Annotated in this window: 23 protein-coding genes and 1 tRNA gene; all 24 read left to right on the top strand. The window is 60.0% G+C overall.

What is annotated here, in order from left to right; translation table 11 throughout:
* Positions 1 to 7: 7 nt before the first annotated feature.
* The 24 genes from WCT10_01125 to WCT10_01010 all read left to right on the top strand — a co-directional run bounded on the left by WCT10_01125 (position 8) and on the right by WCT10_01010 (position 22,933).
* Positions 8 to 4,666, top strand: a complete 4,659-nt coding sequence (locus tag WCT10_01125) for a hypothetical protein (protein ID MFA6603424.1) — start codon at positions 8 to 10, stop codon at positions 4,664 to 4,666.
* A 109-nt stretch (positions 4,667 to 4,775) separates the two neighbouring features.
* Positions 4,776 to 5,909, top strand: a complete 1,134-nt coding sequence (gene pilM / locus WCT10_01120; protein ID MFA6603423.1) for a pilus assembly protein PilM — start codon at positions 4,776 to 4,778, stop codon at positions 5,907 to 5,909.
* A 6-nt stretch (positions 5,910 to 5,915) separates the two neighbouring features.
* Complete coding sequence (locus WCT10_01115) at positions 5,916 to 6,647, top strand: hypothetical protein (protein ID MFA6603422.1); 732 nt, start codon at positions 5,916 to 5,918, stop codon at positions 6,645 to 6,647.
* A 1-nt stretch (position 6,648) separates the two neighbouring features.
* Positions 6,649 to 7,257 (top strand): hypothetical protein, encoded by a 609-nt coding sequence (locus WCT10_01110; GenBank protein ID MFA6603421.1) that lies wholly within the window; start codon positions 6,649 to 6,651, stop codon positions 7,255 to 7,257.
* A gap of 1 nt (position 7,258) precedes the next feature.
* Positions 7,259 to 7,528, top strand: a complete 270-nt coding sequence (locus WCT10_01105) for a hypothetical protein (protein MFA6603420.1) — start codon at positions 7,259 to 7,261, stop codon at positions 7,526 to 7,528.
* Positions 7,529 to 7,533: 5 nt separating this feature from the next.
* The gene (locus WCT10_01100; protein MFA6603419.1) at positions 7,534 to 9,270 is read left to right on the top strand and encodes a GspE/PulE family protein; all 1,737 of its coding nucleotides are present in this window, start codon (positions 7,534 to 7,536) and stop codon (positions 9,268 to 9,270) included.
* Between the two features lie 33 nt (positions 9,271 to 9,303).
* The gene (locus WCT10_01095; GenBank protein ID MFA6603418.1) at positions 9,304 to 9,693 is read left to right on the top strand and encodes a response regulator; all 390 of its coding nucleotides are present in this window, start codon (positions 9,304 to 9,306) and stop codon (positions 9,691 to 9,693) included.
* A gap of 85 nt (positions 9,694 to 9,778) precedes the next feature.
* Positions 9,779 to 10,954: a type II secretion system F family protein gene (locus WCT10_01090; protein MFA6603417.1), complete on the top strand. Its 1,176-nt coding sequence runs from the start codon at positions 9,779 to 9,781 to the stop codon at positions 10,952 to 10,954.
* A gap of 143 nt (positions 10,955 to 11,097) precedes the next feature.
* Positions 11,098 to 11,595, top strand: a complete 498-nt coding sequence (locus WCT10_01085) for a type II secretion system protein (protein MFA6603416.1) — start codon at positions 11,098 to 11,100, stop codon at positions 11,593 to 11,595.
* Positions 11,596 to 11,734: 139 nt separating this feature from the next.
* Positions 11,735 to 12,505 carry a prepilin peptidase gene (locus WCT10_01080; protein MFA6603415.1) on the top strand — a complete coding sequence of 257 codons (771 nt, stop codon included), beginning with the start codon at positions 11,735 to 11,737 and terminating at the stop codon, positions 12,503 to 12,505.
* On the top strand, positions 12,502 to 13,119 hold the full coding sequence (locus tag WCT10_01075) for a prepilin-type N-terminal cleavage/methylation domain-containing protein (GenBank protein ID MFA6603414.1): 618 nt from the start codon (positions 12,502 to 12,504) through the stop codon (positions 13,117 to 13,119). Before WCT10_01080 ends, WCT10_01075 begins: the two co-directional genes overlap by 4 nt.
* A 23-nt stretch (positions 13,120 to 13,142) precedes the next feature.
* On the top strand, positions 13,143 to 13,781 hold the full coding sequence (locus WCT10_01070; protein MFA6603413.1) for a hypothetical protein: 639 nt from the start codon (positions 13,143 to 13,145) through the stop codon (positions 13,779 to 13,781).
* A gap of 2 nt (positions 13,782 to 13,783) precedes the next feature.
* Entirely contained in the window at positions 13,784 to 14,386 is a 603-nt protein-coding gene (locus WCT10_01065; protein ID MFA6603412.1) for a type II secretion system protein, read from the top strand.
* A gap of 6 nt (positions 14,387 to 14,392) precedes the next feature.
* Positions 14,393 to 15,256, top strand: a complete 864-nt coding sequence (locus WCT10_01060; GenBank protein MFA6603411.1) for a hypothetical protein — start codon at positions 14,393 to 14,395, stop codon at positions 15,254 to 15,256.
* A gap of 19 nt (positions 15,257 to 15,275) precedes the next feature.
* Positions 15,276 to 17,354 (top strand): NAD-dependent DNA ligase LigA, encoded by a 2,079-nt coding sequence (gene ligA / locus WCT10_01055; protein MFA6603410.1) that lies wholly within the window; start codon positions 15,276 to 15,278, stop codon positions 17,352 to 17,354.
* A gap of 12 nt (positions 17,355 to 17,366) precedes the next feature.
* Positions 17,367 to 17,672 carry an Asp-tRNA(Asn)/Glu-tRNA(Gln) amidotransferase subunit GatC gene (gene gatC / locus WCT10_01050; protein MFA6603409.1) on the top strand — a complete coding sequence of 102 codons (306 nt, stop codon included), beginning with the start codon at positions 17,367 to 17,369 and terminating at the stop codon, positions 17,670 to 17,672.
* Positions 17,669 to 19,114 (top strand): Asp-tRNA(Asn)/Glu-tRNA(Gln) amidotransferase subunit GatA, encoded by a 1,446-nt coding sequence (gatA, locus tag WCT10_01045; GenBank protein ID MFA6603408.1) that lies wholly within the window; start codon positions 17,669 to 17,671, stop codon positions 19,112 to 19,114. The genes gatC and gatA overlap by 4 nt, the downstream gene beginning before the upstream one ends.
* A gap of 34 nt (positions 19,115 to 19,148) precedes the next feature.
* Entirely contained in the window at positions 19,149 to 19,673 is a 525-nt protein-coding gene (locus WCT10_01040) for a hypothetical protein (GenBank protein MFA6603407.1), read from the top strand.
* Between the two features lie 6 nt (positions 19,674 to 19,679).
* Positions 19,680 to 20,138 carry a hypothetical protein gene (locus tag WCT10_01035; GenBank protein ID MFA6603406.1) on the top strand — a complete coding sequence of 153 codons (459 nt, stop codon included), beginning with the start codon at positions 19,680 to 19,682 and terminating at the stop codon, positions 20,136 to 20,138.
* A 32-nt stretch (positions 20,139 to 20,170) separates the two neighbouring features.
* Positions 20,171 to 20,971, top strand: a complete 801-nt coding sequence (locus WCT10_01030; GenBank protein ID MFA6603405.1) for a prolipoprotein diacylglyceryl transferase family protein — start codon at positions 20,171 to 20,173, stop codon at positions 20,969 to 20,971.
* Positions 20,968 to 21,441: a DoxX family membrane protein gene (locus tag WCT10_01025; GenBank protein ID MFA6603404.1), complete on the top strand. Its 474-nt coding sequence runs from the start codon at positions 20,968 to 20,970 to the stop codon at positions 21,439 to 21,441. Before WCT10_01030 ends, WCT10_01025 begins: the two co-directional genes overlap by 4 nt.
* Positions 21,442 to 21,551: 110 nt before the next feature.
* Positions 21,552 to 21,639, top strand: a tRNA-Ser gene (locus WCT10_01020).
* A gap of 558 nt (positions 21,640 to 22,197) precedes the next feature.
* Entirely contained in the window at positions 22,198 to 22,473 is a 276-nt protein-coding gene (locus tag WCT10_01015) for a metal-sensing transcriptional repressor (protein MFA6603403.1), read from the top strand.
* A 4-nt stretch (positions 22,474 to 22,477) separates the two neighbouring features.
* Positions 22,478 to 22,933 (top strand): hypothetical protein, encoded by a 456-nt coding sequence (locus WCT10_01010; GenBank protein MFA6603402.1) that lies wholly within the window; start codon positions 22,478 to 22,480, stop codon positions 22,931 to 22,933.
* The last annotated feature ends 19 nt before the right edge of the window (positions 22,934 to 22,952 follow it).

Here is a 22,952-nt window from a genome sequence, read left to right as displayed (position 1 = left end):
CGCTGACATGAAAGACCAGCAGATAAAATCAAAGATCGCGCGCCGGGTGCTGACAGCAGCCCTGGTTTTGGCCGCCGCGTTCGTCAGCAGTCGTTTCGTCGCGCCGACGCTGGCGGGCGTCGAGGGCGTGGAGCATGATCATTGCGCCGGCAATGTTTGCGAGGGAACGCTCAGTGTCGGCGGCCGCCAGATCAGCTATGCCTACACGCAGCATGTGAATCCGAACGGCGAATTGCGGATCCGGCTTGACGGCGGCGTCTACGACACCGACCAGCTCATTTCTTTCATCTTGTTCGACCTGCCGCCGTTCGCGAGTTGGGGCAAGTTCAGCAATCCCGACGTCAAGTTGTCGCCGGCAGCCGTTTTTTTACCGGAGGAGGACGTCAATCCCGGCCGTAACGCCTATGAACGCCGCGATTCCGACGGTTGCTCCGGTTGTCGGGTCGATCAGGTGATGTCCGTCCGTTTTTCCGGCGCGGCGGTCGGTAAAAAGACCTTCAATCTTTTCGTGTTGCAGAATGGCGCCTCGGGCGGCCAGAACGGCCTGGAGTTTTTCATCGATGCCGGCGCGCCGTTGAACACCAGCGAAGCCGACGCCTGGGATCACGTGAACGACATGTCGACTCCGTGCGCGGACCATTTTTCGGACGGTCGCGCCGTTGATAACGACCTGAATTATTATGCGAATTGCGCGGATGTCGTCTGTGACGGATTGACCGGACTCATCGGCACGGACAAGATCTGCGAGAATCCGGAGACGACGCTTTGCATGGATGAGTTCGATAATGACGGTGATGGCCAGCTCGATTGCGCCGACTCCGGTTGCGACCAGAAGCTCGGACGGGCGGTGCCGCCGGCTTATTGCCAGTACGGTTTTGAAGCCGGAGTGTTGAATTCGCTGTTCGGCAGTTCGCCCTGCGGCGATTTGTTCGATAATGACGCTGATGGCCTCATTGATTGTTATGACAATCGCGACGCCGCCGGAGCCCGCTATAACAATCCGGCAGAGGCCGCTGGCAAGAGCGAGATTTGCTGGCGTCAGCCCGCTTTTGGTTGTCCGCTCAAGGAGACGGTCTGCACGAAAAATAATACGGGGATTGATGACGATATCGACAAGGCCTACAGCGATAACGAGTACGAGGGTTTTAACGCGGCCGAGGGCAAACCGACCGGCAAAGACTGCCGCGATTATGATTGCGCCGGCGACCCCAATTGCCCGGCTCAGGAGAATCAGGACGCCGACGGCAATCCGGCGGAGTGCCAGTGCTTTAATGGTGAGGATGACGATCTGGATCGCTTGATCGATTGTCGGGATCCGGATTGCGTCGGGGCTTTTTGCGAAGAGAAGGGGAGTCTGATCTGCCACGACAAGGAGTTCGATCTCGGTCAGCGCATCCAGCTATGCAGCGATGTTTTTGACAATGATGGCGATGTTGCTGCGGACTGCAAGGACACTGATTGCAAACAGAAATTCGGCGACTGCGGACCTTGCCCGAATCGCGAGGATTTCCAGTTCAGTTCCTGTGGCGATGGCAAAGATAACGACGCTGATGGTTTGAAAGATTGTCAGGACCCGGACTGTCTGTCCACTCTTGATCCGTTCGGCCATTTTTTCGGCAGCGGGAACGCGGCTTATTGTTTGGCGGCGGAGAGCGGCGCGTCCTGCGGCGACGGTTTCGATAATGATGCCGACGGCCGGGCCGATTGCCGCGACGACGGCTGCACGGGGGCGGACGGGCCCGCGGGAATAGCGGCGGGAAAGTGCGAACCCGGTCGCGAACTTAATTGCAGCGACGGTTATGATAATGACGGCGATGGTCTCGTTGATTGCGCTGACGCTGATTGCGATGGTCAGAACGGCTGCGCTGCGAGCGCCAGCTGGCGGCGGGCCAGCGTTTGTCCAGCCTTGCCGGATTGGTCGGCTTGGAAGAGATTCACCGATAACGGATCGACAGTCGAGGCGAGAACTCTGCAATCGGTCAGGATCAGCGTACCGCCGGTCGAACGCGAGGATTGGGTTGAGATTCGCGGCAGCAGCAGTTATCCGTCAGTGACGATCGTGATCGGCGATAATACGGATACTGAGGCTGTTTATCCTTATGCCAGCGAGCTGTGCGAGATATCGCCGGCGTGGAAAAATAAATTCACGATGACGGTGATCGCTGGCCGGGCCATCATGCTCGTCAATAAGGATAATGACGTCCTGGGGGATTTTGATTTCACTTTGACCTGTCCGAGCCTTCTTTCCCCGGCCGCGACCAAAAATTATCCGATCAGCATTTCGGTCCTGAAGTCTGGCGACGTGCCGGAGTATGGCGAAGCCTCTTTTTCGACCCGATTGTATGAGGCCACATCGCCGAGCATCAGCGATATCGAGGTCGCGGGCGAGATTGGCGGCGTCCTGGCCGTGCCGTATGGCTATCAGCCGTCTTTCCGGGTGGTCCCGAACGACGGTGATCCGAACGACGATCTCAGTTCTTCGGCCATCTGCAGCTGCGGCCTGACCATACCTGGCCAGCCGGTCATGAGTTCCGGCGGCGATTGCCGCTTCGACCCCGAGTTGCAGCTGACGGATGACGCCGCAACCTGGGAACTCCAAGCTTCGACGCTCGACGTTCCGGGCAACGCAAGCGCGGTCTTCGCGCGGACATTGTCGCTTGATATCCAGCCAGCGGTCATCGACGATCTTGTCGTGACCAAGAAAGATGTCGCCGGTTCCTCGCCTTTCTTCAATTCCGAGACCGCCCATCGCCAGGCGTCTTTTGTCGCGAATTTTCAGACCGCCAATAATAGCGAGATGACCGCCAGCTGCCTGGTCTACGTGGCGAATTCCGAAGGCATGCTGATCGGCGGACCTGGCCCTACGATCACGATCCCGAACACCGCCGCGCCAGGAGCATCGGTGGCGTATTGTAACAGTACCTTCGACATCCCCGACCTTTTGGCCAGCCCCGGAAACGAATACGATGACGGGACATATTTTCTGCGGGTCGCGGCGGTTGACGCCGATGGAGCCGCGGCTTTCACGAGCAAGAAGTCGTTTTTCAAATGTTTCTCCGTGCCTGATGCCGCACAGCCTGGTTATGACGCCAACGACGGCAATGTCTGTCATTGGGCTGACTTTGACAGCGATCTCGCGGCCGAAGGGTTCTTTACGACCATGTACTCGGAGCAGCCCAAAGCCTGTGATAATTGCGTCAATCTGCAGAATCCCGCGCAGGACGACGCGAACGCCGACGGCGTCGGAGCCGAATGCCGGACCGGAGCCTTCGGACGCTGCGAGATTGATACGGACAAGGTTTGCAGCGATCATTCCTGGGGATTGGACAGCAACGACGATAAAGAATGTATCGCAGCAGATGATCCGCTTTGTTGTCCGGCGCCGTCGATCAAGTTTGATGTCGTCACGGAAGCGCCGGTGCCGCTTCAGCGGTGCATGGATCCTTATGGTATTTGCGCCTTAGGCGGCGAGGTTTGTTTCACGGCTTCGTCTTGCCCCGAGAGGGGAACCTGTGATGGCGGCCGGCGGGACGGTCTGGCCTGCAACGAAGAAACTGACTGTCCGGCCGAGGAACGGAACGATGATCACGTGTGTCTGGAAGACAGATTTATCTGCGATGATGGCCCGCGGCGCGGCGAGATCTGCGCCACCGATGCTGATTGTCCGAATGCGTCGGGTTTGACGGTGGCCTGTCTCAGCGCCGACATATGCGAGAATCTGATGTATCCCTGGATCGAGACTACGCAAGGCAGCGTGTATTCGAGCAAGCGCATTCGCGCGCCCGAGCCGCCGCCAGCCGGCAAGTTCAACGCCACTTTCTGCATCCAGACCAAGCGCGGCGTCGATAAACAAAGTCCGCCGGTGGAACCGCCGTTGCCGCAGCCGGAAGGTCAGTTTGTTTTTACGAGCGAGTATTGCGGTGATCCGTTCGAGGTCCCCAGCAGCCGCTATGAGCGGCCGAAATCACGGAATGTCTATGCAACCGTGCTTGGACGAGTGGATCTCAAGGGTTTGCTTGCCGGCAAGTACGGCGAGGTCGTGAATGTCGAGGCTGAGGATTTCGTTGATTCGGTTTTGGGACGGTCGCTTGGCGGCAAGGTCTACGTCGTCGAGGGGTCGCTCATCATTCCGGGCAACGATCCGGACGCCGTTCCGCCGATCGCCGGCATCATGCCGAATACGATCGCCAGCGCGCCCCAGGGCGAACGCGGCGCCGGCACGGTCATCATCAAAGGCGGCGACCTCTACATCATGAACGATCTGAAATACGACGACGTGCCGCTCGGACAACTGGACGCGCTGGACCGCCTGGCGTCGCTCGGCTGGATCGTCCTCGACGTCACCGATCCGGCGCAGCCGGGTTACAACCAACGCGGCAACGTCTATATCGGCAAGTACGTGAACGAGGTTGTCGGTTCATTCCTCGTGACCGGCTCGGGCGGGATCTATACGGTTGCGCCGCCGGCGACCGACAGTATCGAACCGCTGACGATCAATGGCCTCATGGTCGCGCGGCAGTTCCACTTCAGCCGCTCTTTCAAGAGCATCGAACAGGGTTCCGAAGTCGTGGTCTATGACGGTCGGGCCTTGGCCAACCCGCCGCCGGGTTTTGAGGACGTCACCAAGACCATGCCGACCTTCAGCGATCTGCCGATCGCTCAATGATGGGGGATAAACAAGCTTGAAGAGACTGTCATTCCTGGCTGAAAAAGTGTATAATTCAAAGAGGAAATAGGGCGACCGTTGAAGTTGAGACCAGCCTTAAAATGAGCCTATGGGGTTATTCGGACCAAAAAAGATCAGCTATATCGGCGCCGATCTTGGCGTTGGCGGGCTTAAATTGGTTGAGCTGCGCAATGAGAAAGGGCGCGCCCGGCTCGTGACCTACGGTTTTACGGAACGCCTGCCGGACGTCCAGCCGGTCAATCCGGTTGACGATCCAAAAGGCACCGCCGAGATCCTGAGGAATATCTGGAAGAAATCCCGCATGACCACCGTGAAGACGGTCGCCAGTCTGCCGATCGCGTCGGTCTTCAGTTCGGTCATCACGATCCCCAAAGGCACGCCCAAAGAGCAGGACGAAGCCATCCAGCAGCAGGCGCGCAAACTCATCCCCGTGCCGCTCGAAGAAATGGTCCTTGATCCCAAGATCATCAGCCAGTCGGACAGTCCGAAAGACCGGCTGACGCCAGCTGAGAGGGAAGCCAAGGCCGCGGCTCCGGGCGCCAAAGAAGAGAAGAAAGACGCTTCCAAGACCGTGCAGGTGCTGATCACCGGCGCTTCGCGCACGATGGTGATGAAATATTTCAATACTCTCAAAGCCGCCGGATTGGAACCGATCAGTCTTGAGTCCGAGACTTTCGGCCTGATCCGCTCGATCGTCGGCAAGGATCGCGCCACCACGATGATCGTGGACATGGGCGCGGCGCGGACGAACATCATCATCGTCGAGAACGGCATTCCGTTCGTGACCAGGAGCCTCGACATGGGCGGCATCGCTTTCACCAAAGCCATGAGCCACGCCATGTCGATCGAACTCAAGGCGGCCGAACAGATGAAATGCGACATCAAGAGCGTCTCCACGATCTATCCCGGCGAGGGTCTGCCGAAGATCTTCGAGGCGACCGTCGCGCCGCTGCTCACGGAGCTGCAGTATTCCATGAACCTGTATTCCGGACAGCAGCAGGAAGGGCAGCCCGCGAAACGCATCGAGAAGATCATCCTGACCGGCGGTTCGGCCGCTTTGCCGCAACTCGTCGATTATTTCTCCAGACAGCTCAATGTCCGCGTCTATGCCGGCGATCCCTGGGCCCGCGTAGTTTATCCGGACGGCCTCAGGCCGATCCTCGACGAGATCGGTTATCGTTTCGCGGTCGCGACCGGTCTGGCGATGCGCGATATCGAATGAGAACCTATGGCTTTTGATCCGACTAATCTTGGCGGAACAAGTCCGCGCTCGGCGGCTCAGTCATCGCCGACGCCTCCAGCTTCGCGACCATCAGCGGTCTCGAAGCAATCGTCGTCCGGAGCGGCCGCTTCCACCGGCGGTCTGGCGGCGTTGCGCGTTTCGCTCATGCCGACGGAACTGGCCGGAAGCGAAGGTCCGAATTTCGGACGGCGGCTGTTCGCGTTGATCCTGGTCCTGATCCTGGTCACGCTTGCGATCGGCGGGGCAAATTTTTATTTGTCCGGCGAGATTTCCAATAAGACTGTTGTTCGCGAACAAAAGTGGGCGCGGGTCGAAGCCCTGACCAAGGTCCTCCAGGAGAGCAAGGTCGCCAGCGCCGAGGCCATCGATTTCGAACGGCAGGCCAAGGTTGTGGCGGAAACTCTGGACGCTCACGTTTACTGGACCAATTTCTTTACTTTCCTGGAGAGCGTCACGAAAGAAACAGTGATCTACGATAAGTTTTCCGGCGATGTCGAGAACAGCCTGTTCACGGTCGATGCGGTCGCCAAAAGTTATCGCGACATGGCCGAGCAGGTCGTGAACATCAAAGACCACCCCGCGATCGTTTCGGTCAAAGTTTCGAGCGCATCTGAAAAACTCGGTCAGAATGGGGCGATCGAAGGGATTTTCTTTTCGTTGATCGTGAAAGCCAAGCCGGATGTCTGGAAACGTCCGGTGGCGGAGGCTACTCAATGATATGCCGGCTTCAACCGCTAAAACCGAACGGGGGACCAAGATGCTCGCGGCCTGGCTGCCGGCCATCACCGTCATTGTCGGCCTGGCATATGCTGCGGCCGGCTACTACCTGTTTTTGCTGCCGAAGATCAGCCAGCTCATGCCCGGCGGCGAATATGATCTGACCGGAATCACGACGCGCATCAGCGAGGATGAGAAATTTTTAGCCGACGCCGAGACGGCGCTCGCTAAATATTCCAAGCTCAGTGCCGAGAATCGCCGTCGCGCTTCGCGGATCGTGCCGCTCGCCGACCTCGATGTTCCCGGTATTTTTGTCCAGCTCGACGAAGTGGCTCGGGCGAACAACATGCGCCTGAAAGGGGTTGATGCGGTCGCCAACGAAAAGCTGGTCACGGCTCTGGGGCGAAAACCGGTCCGCGTGTCGGCCACTTTCGAAGGCGGCACTTACAGCCAGTTCAAACTGCTGCTCAAGGACATCGAACGTTCGCTCCGCCTCTTCGATGTTCAGTCAGTGTCCGTGATTCGCGGCTCGACCACGTATAATCTGATCCTGACGGCGTACTTCCTGGATAAACCGGCTGTCGCGGCCGCTAAATCCGGCGCCAAATAATATGGCTTTAGGCAGCAAAGAAAGCAAACAGATCAAATTCCTGGCCGGGTTCGTCGTCGTGTGTGTCTTGGTGGCGGTTTTCATTTTTCGAGACCGTTTCGTGCCGTCGCCGTCAGCGGGCGGCAAGCTGTTGCCGGCAGTTGTCCGTTTCACGCTGCCGTCCGGCGAAGCCCAGCGGTTGTTTGGCCGTCAGGATTATAAGGAGTTGAAGGCTTTCGGTGAGATTCCCATCGTTGTCACTGAATCCGGCTCGTCAAAATTCTTCGATTGAAGCGCATGAACAACAATTCCGAATTATTGGATATCTTGCTCGAAGCGGGGCATATCACGGAAGATAATTATCGCCTCGTCCAGAAAGAACACGTTGATTCCGGTCTGCCGGTCGACGCGCTTTTGATCAAGAAGCGCCTGGTGGACGAGGAACTGATCGTCAAAGCCAAGGGCCTGGTCATGAACCTGCCCTTTGCCGATTTGGTCGGCAAGAAGATCGACGTCCAAGTGGTGAACCTGATCCCCAAACCGGTCGCTGAGAACAACAAGGCCGTGGCTTTCGATAAGCAGGATGGCGTCGTCAGTATCGGCATGCTCGATCCTCGCGATCCCGCCGCGGTCCAGGCGATCGGTTTCCTGGCGCAGAACGCCGGTTTCGCGGTCAAATATTTCGTCATCTCCAATCCCTCGTTCAATTACGCGCTGAAGAAATACGAGGAGATCGGCAAGGAGGTCGCCAAAGCGCTGGAGGTCGCCAAGGACCGGTACGTCCCCAAACCGAAAGAAGACGAGAAAGAGGAGAAGCTGGAGGAGATCATCAAGGGCGCGCCGGTCTCGCGCATCGTGTCGGTCATCCTGCGCCACGCCGTCGACGGCGGCGCCTCGGATATCCACCTCGAACCTTACGGCGAGGAGACGCGCGTGCGTTACCGCGTGGACGGCGTGCTGCGCACTTCGTTGCGCCTGCCGAAATACATCCACAATTCGATCGTCTCCCGCATCAAAGTGCTCTCGAACATGAAACTGGATGAGACTCGCATCCCGCAGGACGGGCGCATCCGGGAGACTTTCGGCGAGAAGATCATCGACTTTCGCGTCTCGACGTTGCCGCTGCAGGACGCTGAGAAGGTCGTCATGCGCATCCTGGATACCACGAAAGGCGTCCCGGCTCTCGAACAGCTCGGTTTCCGCAAACATTATGTCGACATCATCAAGGAGGATATCCGCAAACCGCACGGCATCTTCCTGATCACTGGTCCGACCGGTTCCGGCAAATCCACCACGCTCTTCACCATCCTGAACATGCGCAACGACGAGGTGGTGAACATCTCGACTCTCGAGGATCCGGTCGAGTACACCATCCGGGGCGTCAACCAGTCGCAGATCCGCGCTGAGGTCGGCTTCACTTTCGCTTCCGGCCTGCGAGCTCTCTTGCGCCAGGATCCGAACATCATCATGGTCGGCGAGATCCGCGACGTGGAGACGGGGGAGTTGGCCGTCCACGCGGCTTTGACCGGCCACCTGATTTTCTCGACCCTGCACACGAACGATGCTTTGGGCGTGGTGCCGCGCCTCATCGACATGCATATCGAACCATTCCTGCTGGCCGCGACCCTCAACATGGCCATCGCGCAGCGTCTGGCCCGGAAGATCTGCGAACGCTGCAAGGGCCAGGTCAACGTGCCGCCCGAAGTGGAGGCGGGCCTGCGCAAGGAGATTCTGGAGATCCCGGACATTCATCGCGCTCACATCGACCTTTCGGCTCCCAAGCTCACGTTCTATAAAGGAAGAGGCTGTCTGCGCTGCAACGACACCGGTTATAGCGGTCGCGTGGCGGTGGCCGAACTCATCCGTTTCAACGATGATTTCCGCCAGCTGATCACCCAGGGTTTCCCCATCGACAAGGTCCAGGAAGAGATCAAGAAACAGAAGCTGATGAATATCCGCCAGGACGCCATATTGAAAGCTTTGGAGGGCTCGACTACAATTGAAGAGGTGATGAGGATATCATCAGTTAAATGAAGATCGTAAATTTTCGGGAATAACCAACCGCCTATGCCAGACGAAGCCAAGAAGATCAAGGTCCTGATCGTTGATGACGACGCGTTCCTTTCGGGTATTTATGCCACCAAGCTGGAACTCGACGGTTTTGCCGTCGTGTCGGCCCGGGACGGGGACGAGGGCATCAAAGCCGCCCTGAAAGAGTTGCCGGACCTGATCCTGCTAGACGTGCTCATGCCCAAATTGGACGGTTTCGAGGTCCTGAAGCGGCTGAAGGCCGAAGAAACGACCAAGAACATCCCGGTCATCATGTTGACGAATCTGGGCCAGAAAGAAGACGTGGAGAAGGGTCTTCAGGAAGGCGCGGCCGATTATCTGATCAAAGCTCATTTCGTGCCGGCCGAGGCCGTGGCCAAGATCAAGAAGGTTCTCAAGATGGCCTAAAAAGGGAGCGGTCGGGGGCGTTTTTGCGGCCCGGCCAGCGACATCGAAGTTCATGCCGCGTTTCAAATATCGGGCCAACGATCAAATGGGACAGACCAAAGTCGGCTTCGTGGAAGCCGATAATTTGGAGATCGCCACCGATACTTTGAAAGACAAGGATCTCACGGTGGTTTCGATCGAACAGGAGGCCGGCGGCGGTCTCCTGGCTTTTGAGATCCCGTTCTTCAACAAGATCCCGATCAAGGACATCGTCATTTTTTCCCGCCAGTTCTCGGTGCTCATGGGCGCCAAAATGCCGATCGTGACCTCGCTCAAGACGATGATCCGGCAGACGCAGAACAAGCGCCTGCAGAAGATGATCGTCTCCATCGCCGACGAGGTCGAATCCGGCACGTCGCTGTCCATGGCAATGGCCAAGTATCCGGATGCGTTCAGCAATTTTTTCGTGAACATGATCAGGTCCGGCGAGACGACCGGCCGCCTCGAGGATGTCATGAATTATCTCGCGGACCAGATGGAGAAGGATTACGATCTGATGTCCAAGATCAAAGGCGCGATGACCTACCCGATCTTCATCATCATCGGTCTCGTGATCGTCGGCTTCATCATGCTGACCTTCGTGGTCCCGAAATTGACCGTCGTGCTGTCGGAATCCGGCGCCGCCCTGCCTTTGCCGACGCGCATGCTCATCTTCGTCAGCGGTTTCGCCAAACAATACGTCATCCAGATCGTCGTCACCGTGGTCCTGGGCCTCGCGGGCCTGATGTGGTGGATCAAGACGCCGAACGGCAAGCGCCACTGGGACGGGTTCATCCTGTATCTTCCGGTCTTCGGAGTGATGCTTCAGCGCATCTATCTGGTGCGCTTCACCCAGAGTCTTTCCACCCTGCTCGCCGGCGGCGTCGACATTCCCGGCAGTCTGGATGTTTGCGCCGATATCGTCGGCAACGCCAAATATCGCGAGCAGATCCTGGCCACGAAAAAAGAGGTGATGGACGGCAATTCGATCACCATGGTCTTCGCCAAAGAGCGGACCATTCCGACCATGGTCTCGCAGATGATGGCTGTGGGCGAGGAGACCGGGCGGCTGAATGACGTGCTCGAAAAGCTCACTTCTTTCTATTCTCGTGAATTGCAGAATCTCGTTTCCACGCTGGTTTCGGCCATCGAGCCGCTGATCATGATGGTCATGGGCGCGGCCGTCGGCGTCATGGTCGCGGCGATCATCATGCCGATGTACAGTTTAGCCACGCAGTTTTAGCGTTCGCTTGGCCAAATAAGCGGAAATTGATTGTAGCCTGCGCGCATAGATGATATAATATATGTGCGTATTTTTGTGGATAAGCCCACAATGATACGGCCCTGATATCAGGGGTTATCTTTAACACGAGGGGGGGTGTAACTATGAACAACAAGAAAGGTTTCACACTGATCGAACTGCTCGTCGTCATCGCCATCATTGGTTTGCTGTCGACCCTCGCCGTCGTCGCCTTGAACAGCGCCCGGCAGAAGTCGCGCGATTCGAAGCGCGTTGCCGATACCAAGCAGGTTCAGACAGCCCTCGAGCTGTACTTCGCCGATCTTAACGGCTATCCGCTGCCGCCGACCGGCGAGTCGCTCCTCGGTACGGATACCAACATGAAGGCGATCTGCAGCGATAACGCGTGTGCGGCCGCGGGCGATTGCGGTTTCAAATCCGTTTGCGCCGGCACCGACACCGTCTATATGGGCCTTGTCCCGAGCGCTCCGACGCCTCAGGATGGGGACTGCACTGTGGACAACAATCCGTACGTGTACGCTAGCACTGACGGGACTTCTTACTCCATCGCGTTCTGCCTTGGCAACAAGGTTGGCGGTTTGGGTAGCGGCGTCCGGACGGCTGATCCGACCGGTATCCGTTAAAGTTCCTAGGTTCTCGATGGTCTTTCGGGATCGTCTTGGACCAAGCTGAATTCAGCAAGCAAAAACCCTCCGTTCAAAACGGAGGGTTTTTGTCTCCGGACCTATTTTAAACCGGTTGATGGTGCTATTATTAAGGCCTATGAGCATCGCCGAACAGGTCTTCATTTTCTTCTTTGGCGCGGTGATCGGCAGTTTTTTGAATGCCGTGATCTGGCGTCTGCGGACGAGAGAAAGTTTCATCGTCGGACGATCGTATTGTCCGCAGTGTCGCGAGACGCTGGAGGCCGTTGATCTCGTGCCGATCGTGAGCTACCTCATGCTGTGCGGCCGCTGCCGTCATTGCCGCAAGGCCATCGGGCCGCAGTACCTCTGGGTCGAATTGGCCGTAGCGGCCGCTTTCCTGTTGGCCGCCCGGGTCTGGCCGCCCGTCGCCGCGTTCGGAATCTCGCACCTGCTGTTGGCTTGGTACGCCATCGCTATCCTGACCGTGGTTTTCGTCTATGACCTGCGGTATTTCCTGGTCCTGCGCTCGGTGACCCTGCCGGCCACCGTCATCTTGGCCCTGGGCAACCTGTGGCTCGGCTACCGCTGGAGCCTGCTCGCCATCGGCATGATCGTGGCGGGAGGTTTTTTCTGGCTCCAGCACACACTGTCCAAGGGGCGCTGGGTCGGAGGCGGGGACATGTACATCGGCTTGCTCATGGGCGCTATCCTGGGCTGGCCCATGGTGCTCGTGGCGCTGCTTCTGGCTTATGTTTCCGGCGCCGCCGTCGGCCTCGTCCTGCTCGCCGCCAAGCGCAAACAACTCAAGAGCCAATTGCCTTTCGGGCCGTTTCTCGCCGCCGCGACGCTGGTCACCTTGCTTTACGGCCAGCCGCTGGTTGATTGGTATCTCGGCCTGCTGCTATGAACGACCGGTCCGGTTTCACTCTTGTAGAAATGCTGGTGTCACTCGCGATCTTTGCGGTGATCACCGGTTTCGTGATGGCGAATCTGCGCGTCGGCGGCCAGGGCGATGAATTGCGCCTGTCGAGCCAGCTCGTGGCGAGTTCAGTCCGTCGGATCCAGACCATGGCTGTGGCCGGGCAGACGGTTTCTTATTGCCGCAAGGACGGCGAATCGACCGGAACGCGGCTGTGCCCGTCGGGCGCGAGCGCGGAGTGCCTGGAAGGTTCCTGCGTCAAAGAGGTTCCGCCGGGCGGTTACGGCATCCGGCTTTCGACCGTCGCCGGGTCCGAGCGCGTCATCATCACTTTCGCCGATCTGGATCGCGACTACGGTTTTGACGACGGCGAAGAGATCCGGCGCGAGCCGGTGTCGTCGGGAGCGCTCGTCGGCGTCAGCGCGCTGGCGCCGGAGGCTGGCGGAAACCTGGATATCGTCTTTGCGCCCAACGCCACGACCGTTTATTTCAACCAGACCGTGGAAACGGCCATCGCCACCGTCACCCTGCGCCACAGCCAGACGGGCGCGACCAAGCGGGTCTTCATCAACAGCTTGTCCGGACAGATAAGCGCCGAATGATCATTATGTTCGACCTGCGCAGGATGACCGCAAAGGGAAAGACGCCGTTCCGGCGCCGCGGTTTCGGCCAGAGCATGATCGAGGCCATCATCGCGAGCGGCATCATCGCGACCGCCGTGTCGTCCTCGCTGACCCTGGTTTCGGCGTCGGTGAGTGCGGAAAAAGAAAGCGAGTCCGGCATCATCGCCGCCAATCTGGCGCGCGAGGGGATCGAGATCGCGCGCATGGTTCGGGACTCCAACTGGCTGGCCGGGGAAGAATGGAGCCTTGGGCTCGCGGGAGCGGCGGCCGATCGGACGGCGATCCCGGCTTTTTCGCCCGCTGATCGCCGCTGGTCGCTGGATTACGGAGCGGTCGTCGCGATCGAAGACGACGCCGCCCAGGTCTATCGTTATGTTTCCAATTCCGCCGAGCCGGCGGCGACGGTCGGACTTTATGTCCAGGCGGCGGAACAGCCCGCCGGGACCGTCGTCTCGCCGTTTCGCCGGCTCGTGACCACGGATGTCCTGTGCGACGTCGCGGGGATGGTGACGATCCTGGAATCCGGCGTCGTTTGCGCCGGCGAAGAGATCGGCGTCCGGGTCAGGTCCCGGGTCCAGTGGCTGTCGAGCAGCCGGCCCCGGCGGCTCGAGATCGTCGAGCAGATGTATAACTGGCGCTGAACATGGATCATGGCAGACACCAACGTCCGGCGGCGGCGCGCGGCTTCACCTTGATGGAGATGCTGGTCGTTTTGGGCATCTTCTCCACGGTGGTCATTTCGGCGACGGATATCTTCATGATGTCGAGCCGCTCGCAGCGGAAGGTCGTGGCGCTCGAGCGGGCCCAGGCCGACGCCCGGTTCACCATGGAGACAATCTCGCGCGTGGTGCGGACCGGGCAGATCGATTACGCGGAGATGGATCTGTCGGCGTCCGGTCCGGTGGAGGCCCTGGCGCTGATCGACAGCCTCGGACGCAAGATCAGGTTTTTTTCGAGTACCGAGAATTGCGCCGATCCCGTGAGCAGTCCGTGCCTGCGCCTCGCGGTCGACGGCGGCGAACCGGTGACCGCGACGCCCCAGGGAGTGATCCTGCGCAATCTCAGATTTTACGTCATGCCCGATGTCGATCCGTCGGTCTTCAACAGTGTTTCCGGCAGGTTCGAAGCCGATGTGCAGCCTCACGTCACGGTCGTGCTGGTGCTCGAGAGCGCCGGCCAGGATCCGCGCGAACGCTCGATCGTCTATCTGCAGACGACCACGGAAAGCCGCGGTTACGGACGCTGATAAAATATGGCCAGACCGATTTTAAAATCAAACCGGCGCGAAGATACCCGCGGGACAGTGCTCCTGCTGGCGCTCTTAGTGCTGTCCTCGGTCGTGATCACGTCGACCGGACTGAGTTCGCTCATTTTGAGTTCGCTGCAGCAGACCCGGGCCATCGATTCTTCGATCGTCGCTTATTATGCCGCCGAAAGCGCGGCCGAACAGGCTCTTTACGCCCTGCGCCGTGGTCCGGATCTGGGAGAAGGTTGGGCCGCGACCCTGACCTCGACGGAGCCGCAGGCGCTCGGCAACGGCGCCACCTGGACCCGGCGCGTGTCTTCGACCGAACGTTCCATCGACGCGACGATCGCCCAGGATTCGTTCCTGGAGGTCGCGCTCTATGATCCGGATGACGAGAGTCGGAGCCTGGCCGAGCGGGCGGCGCGCGTTGAGATCAGTTGGACCTTCGACGAGGATTGCGCCGAGACTCCGTGTCCGGGATTGACCGCTTCCGTTCTGGAGTGGATCCCGGGTACGCCCAACTGGAGCGGCCGCGCGGTCGAGACCCAGCGTTTTCTGGGCGTTGCCGGGACCAAGACGGGTGCGGCGAGCATCGCGTTCGATCCGGACACGCTGGATCGGCTGCGCAAGGTGCGTTTGCGGGCCGAGTACGGCAAACTGAAGAACGTCCAGATCCAGGCTTTCGCGCTCGACGGTTCGGTGGTCCCGCTGCCGGGGCGGATCCGCATCGACGCTTGGGGACAATACAACGAGACGCAACAGCATCTGACCATTAGGTTGCCGCGGCGCACCCCGCTTCTGGGGCTTTATGATTTCGCCATCTTCAGCGAGTGTTCGATCGTCAAAGGTTATCCGATCAGCTGCCCGTGAACCGGGACGTATCCGCATTATGACCAGAACCGAGGCCAAGAAGCGCATCAAGAAATTGCGCGAGACCATCGATCACCACCGTTATCTCTATCATGTGCTTGACCGCCAGGAGATCCCGGAGGCGGCTTTGGATTCGCTGAAACACGAATTGTGGCAATTGGAGCAGGATTATCCCGAGCTCATCACCGCCGATTCGCCGACGCAGAGAGTCGGCGGCAAAGCCTTGGCCCGATTCCGCAAGATCATCCACGAGACGCCGATGCTGTCGATCGAGGATGTCTTCGCTTTCGAGGAGCTCGAGGCTTGGCGCGGGCGGTTGGCCAAACTGACGGCCGACCCGCTCGACCGTTTCTATACCGAGATCAAGATGGACGGCCTGGCGGTCTCGCTGGTCTACGAGAACGGGGCTTTGGCGTCCGGAGCCACGCGCGGCGACGGTCGGGTCGGCGAAGATATCCTGGCGAATCTGAAGACCATCGAGGCTGTGCCGCTCGTCCTGCGCCGGCCGACGGCGGGGGAGATCGACGCCTTCATCAGCCGTTTCCGCGGCGAGGTTGATGAGCGGCGATTGCACGGTCTGGCCGCTGGACCGATGGGACGGATCGAGGTGCGCGGCGAGGCGTTCATGACCAAGGCAGTGCTCGCCGATCTGAATCTGATCCAGGAAAAGGCCGGCGAACCAGTTTTCGCCAACCCCCGCAACGCCGCCGCCGGCAGCCTGCGCCAGCTCGACCCCGGCGTGACCGCGTCGCGGCGCCTGGATTTCTTCGGCTATGCGCTGCTCGGAGACCTGGGGACGACGACCCATGAGCAGGCCCACGAGCTGATGCGGCTCCTCGGCGTCAAGACCAATCCGCTGTGCTTCCTGGCCCGGTCCCTGGCCGAGATCCGCGATTTCCATGAGAAGATCTATCGCCAGCGCGACCGGCTGCCTTACTGGACCGATGGCATCGTCGTGGTCGTGAACCGGGATGATGTTTTCCGCGACCTCGGAGTCATCGGCAAGGCGCCGCGCGGCATCGCCGCTTTCAAATTTCCGGCCGAGCAGGTCACGACCGTCGTCGAGGATATTCGGGTCCAGGTCGGACGGACCGGCGCCCTGACTCCGGTCGCCGTGATGCGCCCGGTGCGGGTGGCCGGGACCACGGTCACGCACGCGACGCTGCACAATCAGGACGAGATCGACCGGCTCGGGATCAGGATCGGCGACACGGTCGTACTCGAGAAGGCCGGCGATATCATCCCGCGCATCATCAAGGTCATCACGGAGCTGCGCACCGGCAAGGAAAAGAAGTTCCGCTTGCCGGACCGTTGTCCGATCTGCGGCTCCCGCGTCGAACGGCGCGAGGGCGAGGTCGCGTATTATTGCACCAGCCGCGATTGTTTCGCCCAGAATCTCCGCCGCCTCGCGCATTTCGCTTCCAAGAAAGCCGCGGATATTCCCGGGCTGGGCTGGAAGATCGTCGAGCGCCTGCTCGAGGAAGGACTGATCCGCGATGCCGCCGATCTTTACGCGTTGCGCGCCGCTGATCTCGCCGGACTCGAACATTTCGCCGAGGTGTCAGCTGGCAAACTGGTCGCCGCCATCGCGTCGCGCCGGCGGCTGCCGCTCGACCGGTTCATCTACGCGCTCGGGATCCGCCATGTCGGCGAGGAGACCGCCCGAGACCTGGCGCAACAGCTGAAGACGTTCGATCGTTTCCTCGCGGCTCCGGAAGCTGAACTGGCCGCGATCCCGAACATCGGTCCGGTGGTCGCGGCGAGCATCCGCGAGTTCCTGTCCGATCGGGCGAACCGCGATCTGATCGCGAAACTGCTCCTGGCCGTGACCGTGGAGCGGGCGAAATCAGCGGCCGGCCAACTCGCCGGACAGACGTTCGTGCTCACCGGCACTTTGAATTCCCTGAGCCGCGACGAGGCCCAGCGGCGGCTCCGCGAGCTCGGCGCGACCGTCTCCGGGTCGGTCAGCAAGAAGACCACGTATGTCGTCGTCGGAGCTGATCCCGGCTCCAAAGCCGCCCAGGCCGAGAAATTAGGCGTCCCGAGGTTGAACGAAGATGAATTTTCAGCTATTTTAAATAGAACCAGGATCAGTTAGCGCGCTTGTCTTATGAAGCTCACGGCCGTCCAGGTCGAACATATCGCGAAACTCGCCCGGCTCCAGCTCGGCGGCCAGGAAGCGGAGCGTTTCAGCCGCCAGCTTTCGGATATTTTGGAATATGTCGAAGTGCTGGCCCGGGCCGATATCGCCGGGGTCGAGCCTTTGGCGCATGTCGTTCCGGTCGTGAACGTGCTGCGGCCCGACGAGTTGGCGGTTGCGGACGAAGCCGTCCGCCGCCGGCTGATCGAAGCATTTCCCGAACGCGAAGGCGATCTGCTCAAGGTCCAAGCTGTTTTTGATCAGCAGCAAATATGAAGAGACCGGAATTGAGTTCCGCCGCCGATCTGGCCGCGCGGTTGAAAGAACGCAAGATCAGCAGCACCGAGGCGGTGCGGGCTTGTCTTGAGATCGCCGAGGCCGGGCAAAAGACCACCAACGCCTACATCACGCTGTGCTCCGAAGACGCGCTGGCCGCGGCGGCTGAGTCGGACAAACGTTTCGCCCAGGGCGCGCCGCTCTCCGGACTCGACGGCATCCCGGTCGCGATCAAGGACAATATTCTCGTGGCCGGCCAGCGGGCCACGGCCGGTTCGGCGATCCTGAAAGACTATGCGGCCGCTTATGACGCCACGGTCATCGGAAAGCTCAAAGCCGCGGGCGCGGTCATCATCGGCAAGACCAACATGGACGAGTTCGCCATGGGTTCGTCGACCGAGTCGTCGCATTTCGGACCCACGCGGAATCCGCGGGCTCTGGGCAAGATCCCGGGCGGTTCCTCCGGCGGTTCGGCGGCGGCCGTGGCCGAAGGCTCGGCGCTGCTGGCGCTGGGTTCGGACACCGGCGGTTCGATCCGCCAACCGGCGGCGATGTGCGGCGTCGTCGGCCTGAAGCCGACCTATGGCCGCGTTTCCCGTTATGGCCTCATGGCCATGGCTTCCAGTCTTGATCAGATCGGTCCGTTCGCCAACACTGTTGCCGATGCCGCGCTGCTGCTCGCGGCCATCGAAGGCCGCGATCCGCATGACTCGACCAGCGTCGTCCTGAAGCCGGAGGCGTTATTGCCGCCGGAGATCACCGCCGACGTCAAAGGCCTGAAGATCGGACTGCCCAAAGAATATTTCGTCTCGGGCATGGATCCGGAGGTCGAAAGCGCCGTGAGAAAAGCCATCGAGGTCCTCAAAGAACGCGGCGCAGAGATCCGCGAGGTCAGCCTGCCGCACGCGGATTACGCGCTCGCGGTCTATTACATCCTCATGCCCTGCGAAGTCAGCGCCAATCTGGCCCGCTTTGACGGCATGCGCTACGGGCTGCGCGCGGCCGGCCCGACGCTCGAAGAGACCTATCGTGCCACTCGCGGCCAGGGCTTCGGCCAGGAAGTGCGGCGCCGCATCATGTTCGGTACTTACGCGCTTTCCTCGGGTTATTACGACGCTTACTATCTGCGCGCTCAGAAGGTCCGCCAGCTGATCCTGCGCGATTTCGAGAAGGTTTTCGCCGAGGTTGATTGTCTCCTGACGCCGACCTCGCCCATTCCGGCGTGGGACCTGGGCGCCAAGACCGACGATCCGCTGTCGATGTATCTGGCTGATGTCTACACCGTCTCGGTCAATGTCGCCGGCCTGCCGGCGGTGAGCGTGCCTTGCGGCAACACCGCGGCCGGCCTGCCCGTCGGCCTGCAGATCATCGGCCGGCATTTCGACGAGGCGACCGTGCTCCGGGCCGCGCGGGCGTATGAGGCAGCCACGGCCATCAAATGATCGATCAATTCGTTATTAATCGTTACCAAACCTTATGTCAGTCTCTCCGAACAGGGTTCAGAAAGGCCGCCGCGGCATCGCCGGCGGGCGGCGTCTTCGTTCCAATGGTCCGGCAACAGCCGGCGCCCACAGCGCTGTCTGTCCGGATTGCCGGGCGGTCTATTCCAACAAGCAGTGGTACTCGCAGTTCCGCGCTCCGGCCGGGATCAGTGTTTCGAAGCTGCCCGAGATGTTGTGCAGCGAATGCAAACTCAAGAGACAGAAGCGCGGCGATTACGCCGGCGAGGTCATGATTGAGGGTGTCAAAGACAAGGCTTTGCTCGCGGAGATCGTCCAGCTCGTCGAGAACGTCGGCCGGCGCGCCGCGTCGCGCGATCCCGAAGAGCGCATCGTCAAGATCGAGAAGTCGGCCGGCAAACTGCGCGTCTTGACCTCGGAGAACCAGCTCGCGGTCTCCATCGGCAAACAGCTGGACAGCGCCCGGAAAGGCGGCCGCCTGAGCATCATCTGGTCCAAAGGCGATAAATTGGTCCGGGTCCGCTGGCAGGCCGGCATCTAAGATCCTATGACCCTGACCATCGACTTCATTTCGGTCTGGCGCTACCTGCCGGGCATCCTTTTCGCCGTGGTCGGTATTTTCCTGTTCGTGATGATCGTCGGCAAGGTCAGGAATTTCATCGCCTCGCACCGTTTCGAACGCAATGATCTGGAGGCGATGCGCCGGCGCTGGCGGGAGATCGTCGTCCTGCTCAAGGCGCCGGGCGAAGTGAGCCACAAACTCGCCATCATCGAGGCCGACAAACTGCTCGATCAGGCCCTGAAGTCGCTCGCCATGCCCGGCGAGACCCTGGGCGAGCGCCTGAAATTCGTCTGCTACAAGCATCCGGAACTGAAAGAGGTCTGGTGGGCGCACAGGATCCGCAATCAGCTCGTCCACGAAGCCACTTATCATCTGGACGGCGGCCTGGCCTATAAGGCCGTCAAACAGTACGGGCGGGCCTTGAGGCGGCTCGGCGCCATCTGACCCTGATCTGATCCCGCGAGGGCGAAACCCGAATGATCCCGTATTTTGATCGAACTAATTTTGCCGTCGGCCCGCTGACCATCCAGGTCTGGGGCTTGTTCGTGGCCGCCGGCATCGCCGCGGCGCTGGCTCTGATCTATCGTTTGGCCGGTCGCTATAAATTGGACCGCGGTTTCGCGCTCGACCTCGCCGCCTGGATGCTGCTCGGCGGACTGCTCGGCGGGCGGCTGCTTTATCTGCTCGCTTACGATCCGTTGGCTTGGTTCGCTGATCCGCTGCTGGCGGTCCGCGTTTGGCAGGGCGGCATGTCGATCTACGGCGGCTTCCTTGGCGGCGCCCTGGCCGGCTGGTGGTACTGCCGCCGGCACCGGGTCGCGTTCCTGCCTTACGCCCATCTGATCGCTTTCGCTCTGCCGCTCGGCTGCGCGATCGGCCGGATCGGCTGCTTCCTGATCCACGACCATCCCGGGATCCGCTCGGCGTCGTTCCTGGCCGTGGCTTATCCCGGCGGCGGTCGCCTCGACCACGGGTTGCTGCTGGCGCTCCTGAATCTCGGGATCTTCCTGTTTTTCCTGGCGCGCAGCCGCTCGCGATCCGGATCAGCGGAGCCGTGGCTGTTCTGGTATCTGGCGATCTACGGCGCCACGCGGTTCGGCTTGGATTTTCTGCGCGTCTGGGATCTGCCGCAGTCCGACGCGCGTCTCTGGTTCCTGACACCCGCCCAATATCTGTCCCTGGCAGCCTGCGTCAGCGGCGTCATCGCACTGAGACGGGTCTTGCCGCGGATCGGGATCGCGGCTCCTGAAGCCGCGGCCGCATCTTCACGCACATGAACATCTTTCCGTTTCGCCGCTACAAAGAAGATTTCCTGGTGACGATATTGCGTTTTGCCGTCGGTAGCGTCTTTCTGTGGTTCGGCCTGGACAAGTGGGTTCATCCCGGAGCCTGGCAGGCCTGGTTCGATCTGTGGATCTGGCCGATCACCCTGCTTGGTCCGAGTCTGGTCATGTTCAGCATCGGTTCCCTGGAGTTGGCCATGGGTTTCTTTTTCCTGTCCGGACGGAGGCCGCGGGTCATCGCGGCGGCTGCGGCCATCTACCTGATCCTCATCTGTCTGTTCGCCGGCGTCAGCGACGCGACTGTCCGTGATGCTGGTCTCATCGGCGGTTGTCTGGCGCTGTTCGTTTCGGCCAATCAACGCTCGAAGCAGCCGGTCAGCCAGAATTGGATCGCCGCCCTGACTACGACTTATATCTTGTATCTGTTCGCGGTCGGCGTGCTGTTCCTGCGGCACGGACCTTAAGCTCGGCTGATGGCCTTGTCTGCCGTTTTTCGGGCACGCGAGTTGAAAGAATAGGGGAGAAGCGTATAATATCCCCACGAACAATTTTTGACGTCTCGACCAGCACCTTTGGAGGGGTCGCATAGTGGTCGAGTGCGCTCGCTTGGAAAGCGAGTATACCGCAAGGTATCGAGGGTTCGAATCCCTCCCCCTCCGCCAAGAACTGCCTTCCGCCTTTCAGGCGGAAGGCGGTTCTTTATATAAGAGGGATTCGAAGGGTACAGACGCGGCGTGCCTGGTATGGCACGCAGCGGATGACCCGGGGTGCGACGCAAGCTAGCGAGTGTCGCACGGGCGGCAAGGGCCGCCCGGGGTTTTGCAAGCGATCTCTAATCCTACGCGAGCGAAACCGGAGGAACCGCAGTCCGCGATGTGAATCACGGACAAAGTGGGGGAGCAGAAATCCCTCCCCCTACAGGCAGTGCTTCATTTTAATAGGGAGCTGCTGAGTTTGGGTCTGGGCCCCGGCTTCTGAAGGCCCCTGAAAGGGTATTGGCTTCATAGGAAGACAAGGGATGCTGGATAACTCAAAGGAAGTCCAGGCTGATCCTGCCCGTTGTTGCCCTAAAACGGTCATTTATTGTTTCTGTAATTTTCGATCCGGGATTGAATATATGACATCGTTTGGTCGGGGGTATGGGTGTTGACGCGTCCGAGCACAACTGATAACCTATACCATAGGTTGGGGTATCCTCCACAACATTAATCATCAGACCTATGATCGAACCATACGCCGGTCAGGTGAAAAAAGGCCTGCAAAAAGCCAGCGGCCAGCTGGACACCGTCATTAAGATGGCGGAAGCCGATCGTTATTGCATGGACATCATCCAGCAGAACAACGCCGTGATCGGCATCCTGCAGCAGGCCAACAACCTGATCCTCGAAAGTCATCTTCGCACGTGCGGCGTCGCCTTGGCGTCGAAGAGCAAGGGTGAACGCGACCGGTTCATCAAGGAAATATTGCGCGTCTGCAACGTTTGGCGCAAGAAATGATCCTGTGTCCTCCAGTCATCGACTAGCGCTGAAGTTCGTCGCGGCCGCCGTCATCCTGGGCGGCAATTGTTTAGTCTGCCCGACGATGGGCCCGATAGCTTTCGCCGCCGAAGATCATTCGTTACCGGCGGTCGATGAATGCGCGGATGAAGCGGTTGCTTCGGACGCGTCCGTCGACGTTCCGATGGTACCGGATGCGGCAAGCGCAATCATGGTCGGATCGCAGTATCCGCCGGCTTCGGAATGTCCGATGGGCGGCGACTCCGACGGCCACAATATGACCGGTTACGCGAACGTCGAGTCACGGTCCGGCGGGACCTTTACGATCACCCCGCCTCCTGCCGCCGCGGCCGCGTCCCCGCCAGCGTCGCTTTTGAGCAACGAGTCCGATCCTTCCGGCCAAAAAGTTCATTTTGATCGCGCTCCGAAGCTCACCGGCACGACCATCAAGAACGAATAGCTTCATAGTTCAGGTTCAG

The organism is Patescibacteria group bacterium, from assembly GCA_041667185.1.
Classification (GTDB): Bacteria; Patescibacteriota; Patescibacteriia; order SG8-24; family SG8-24; genus JBAYFM01.
Note: the sequence above shows the minus strand (reverse complement) of the source record. Positions and strands in the feature narration are given on the sequence as shown.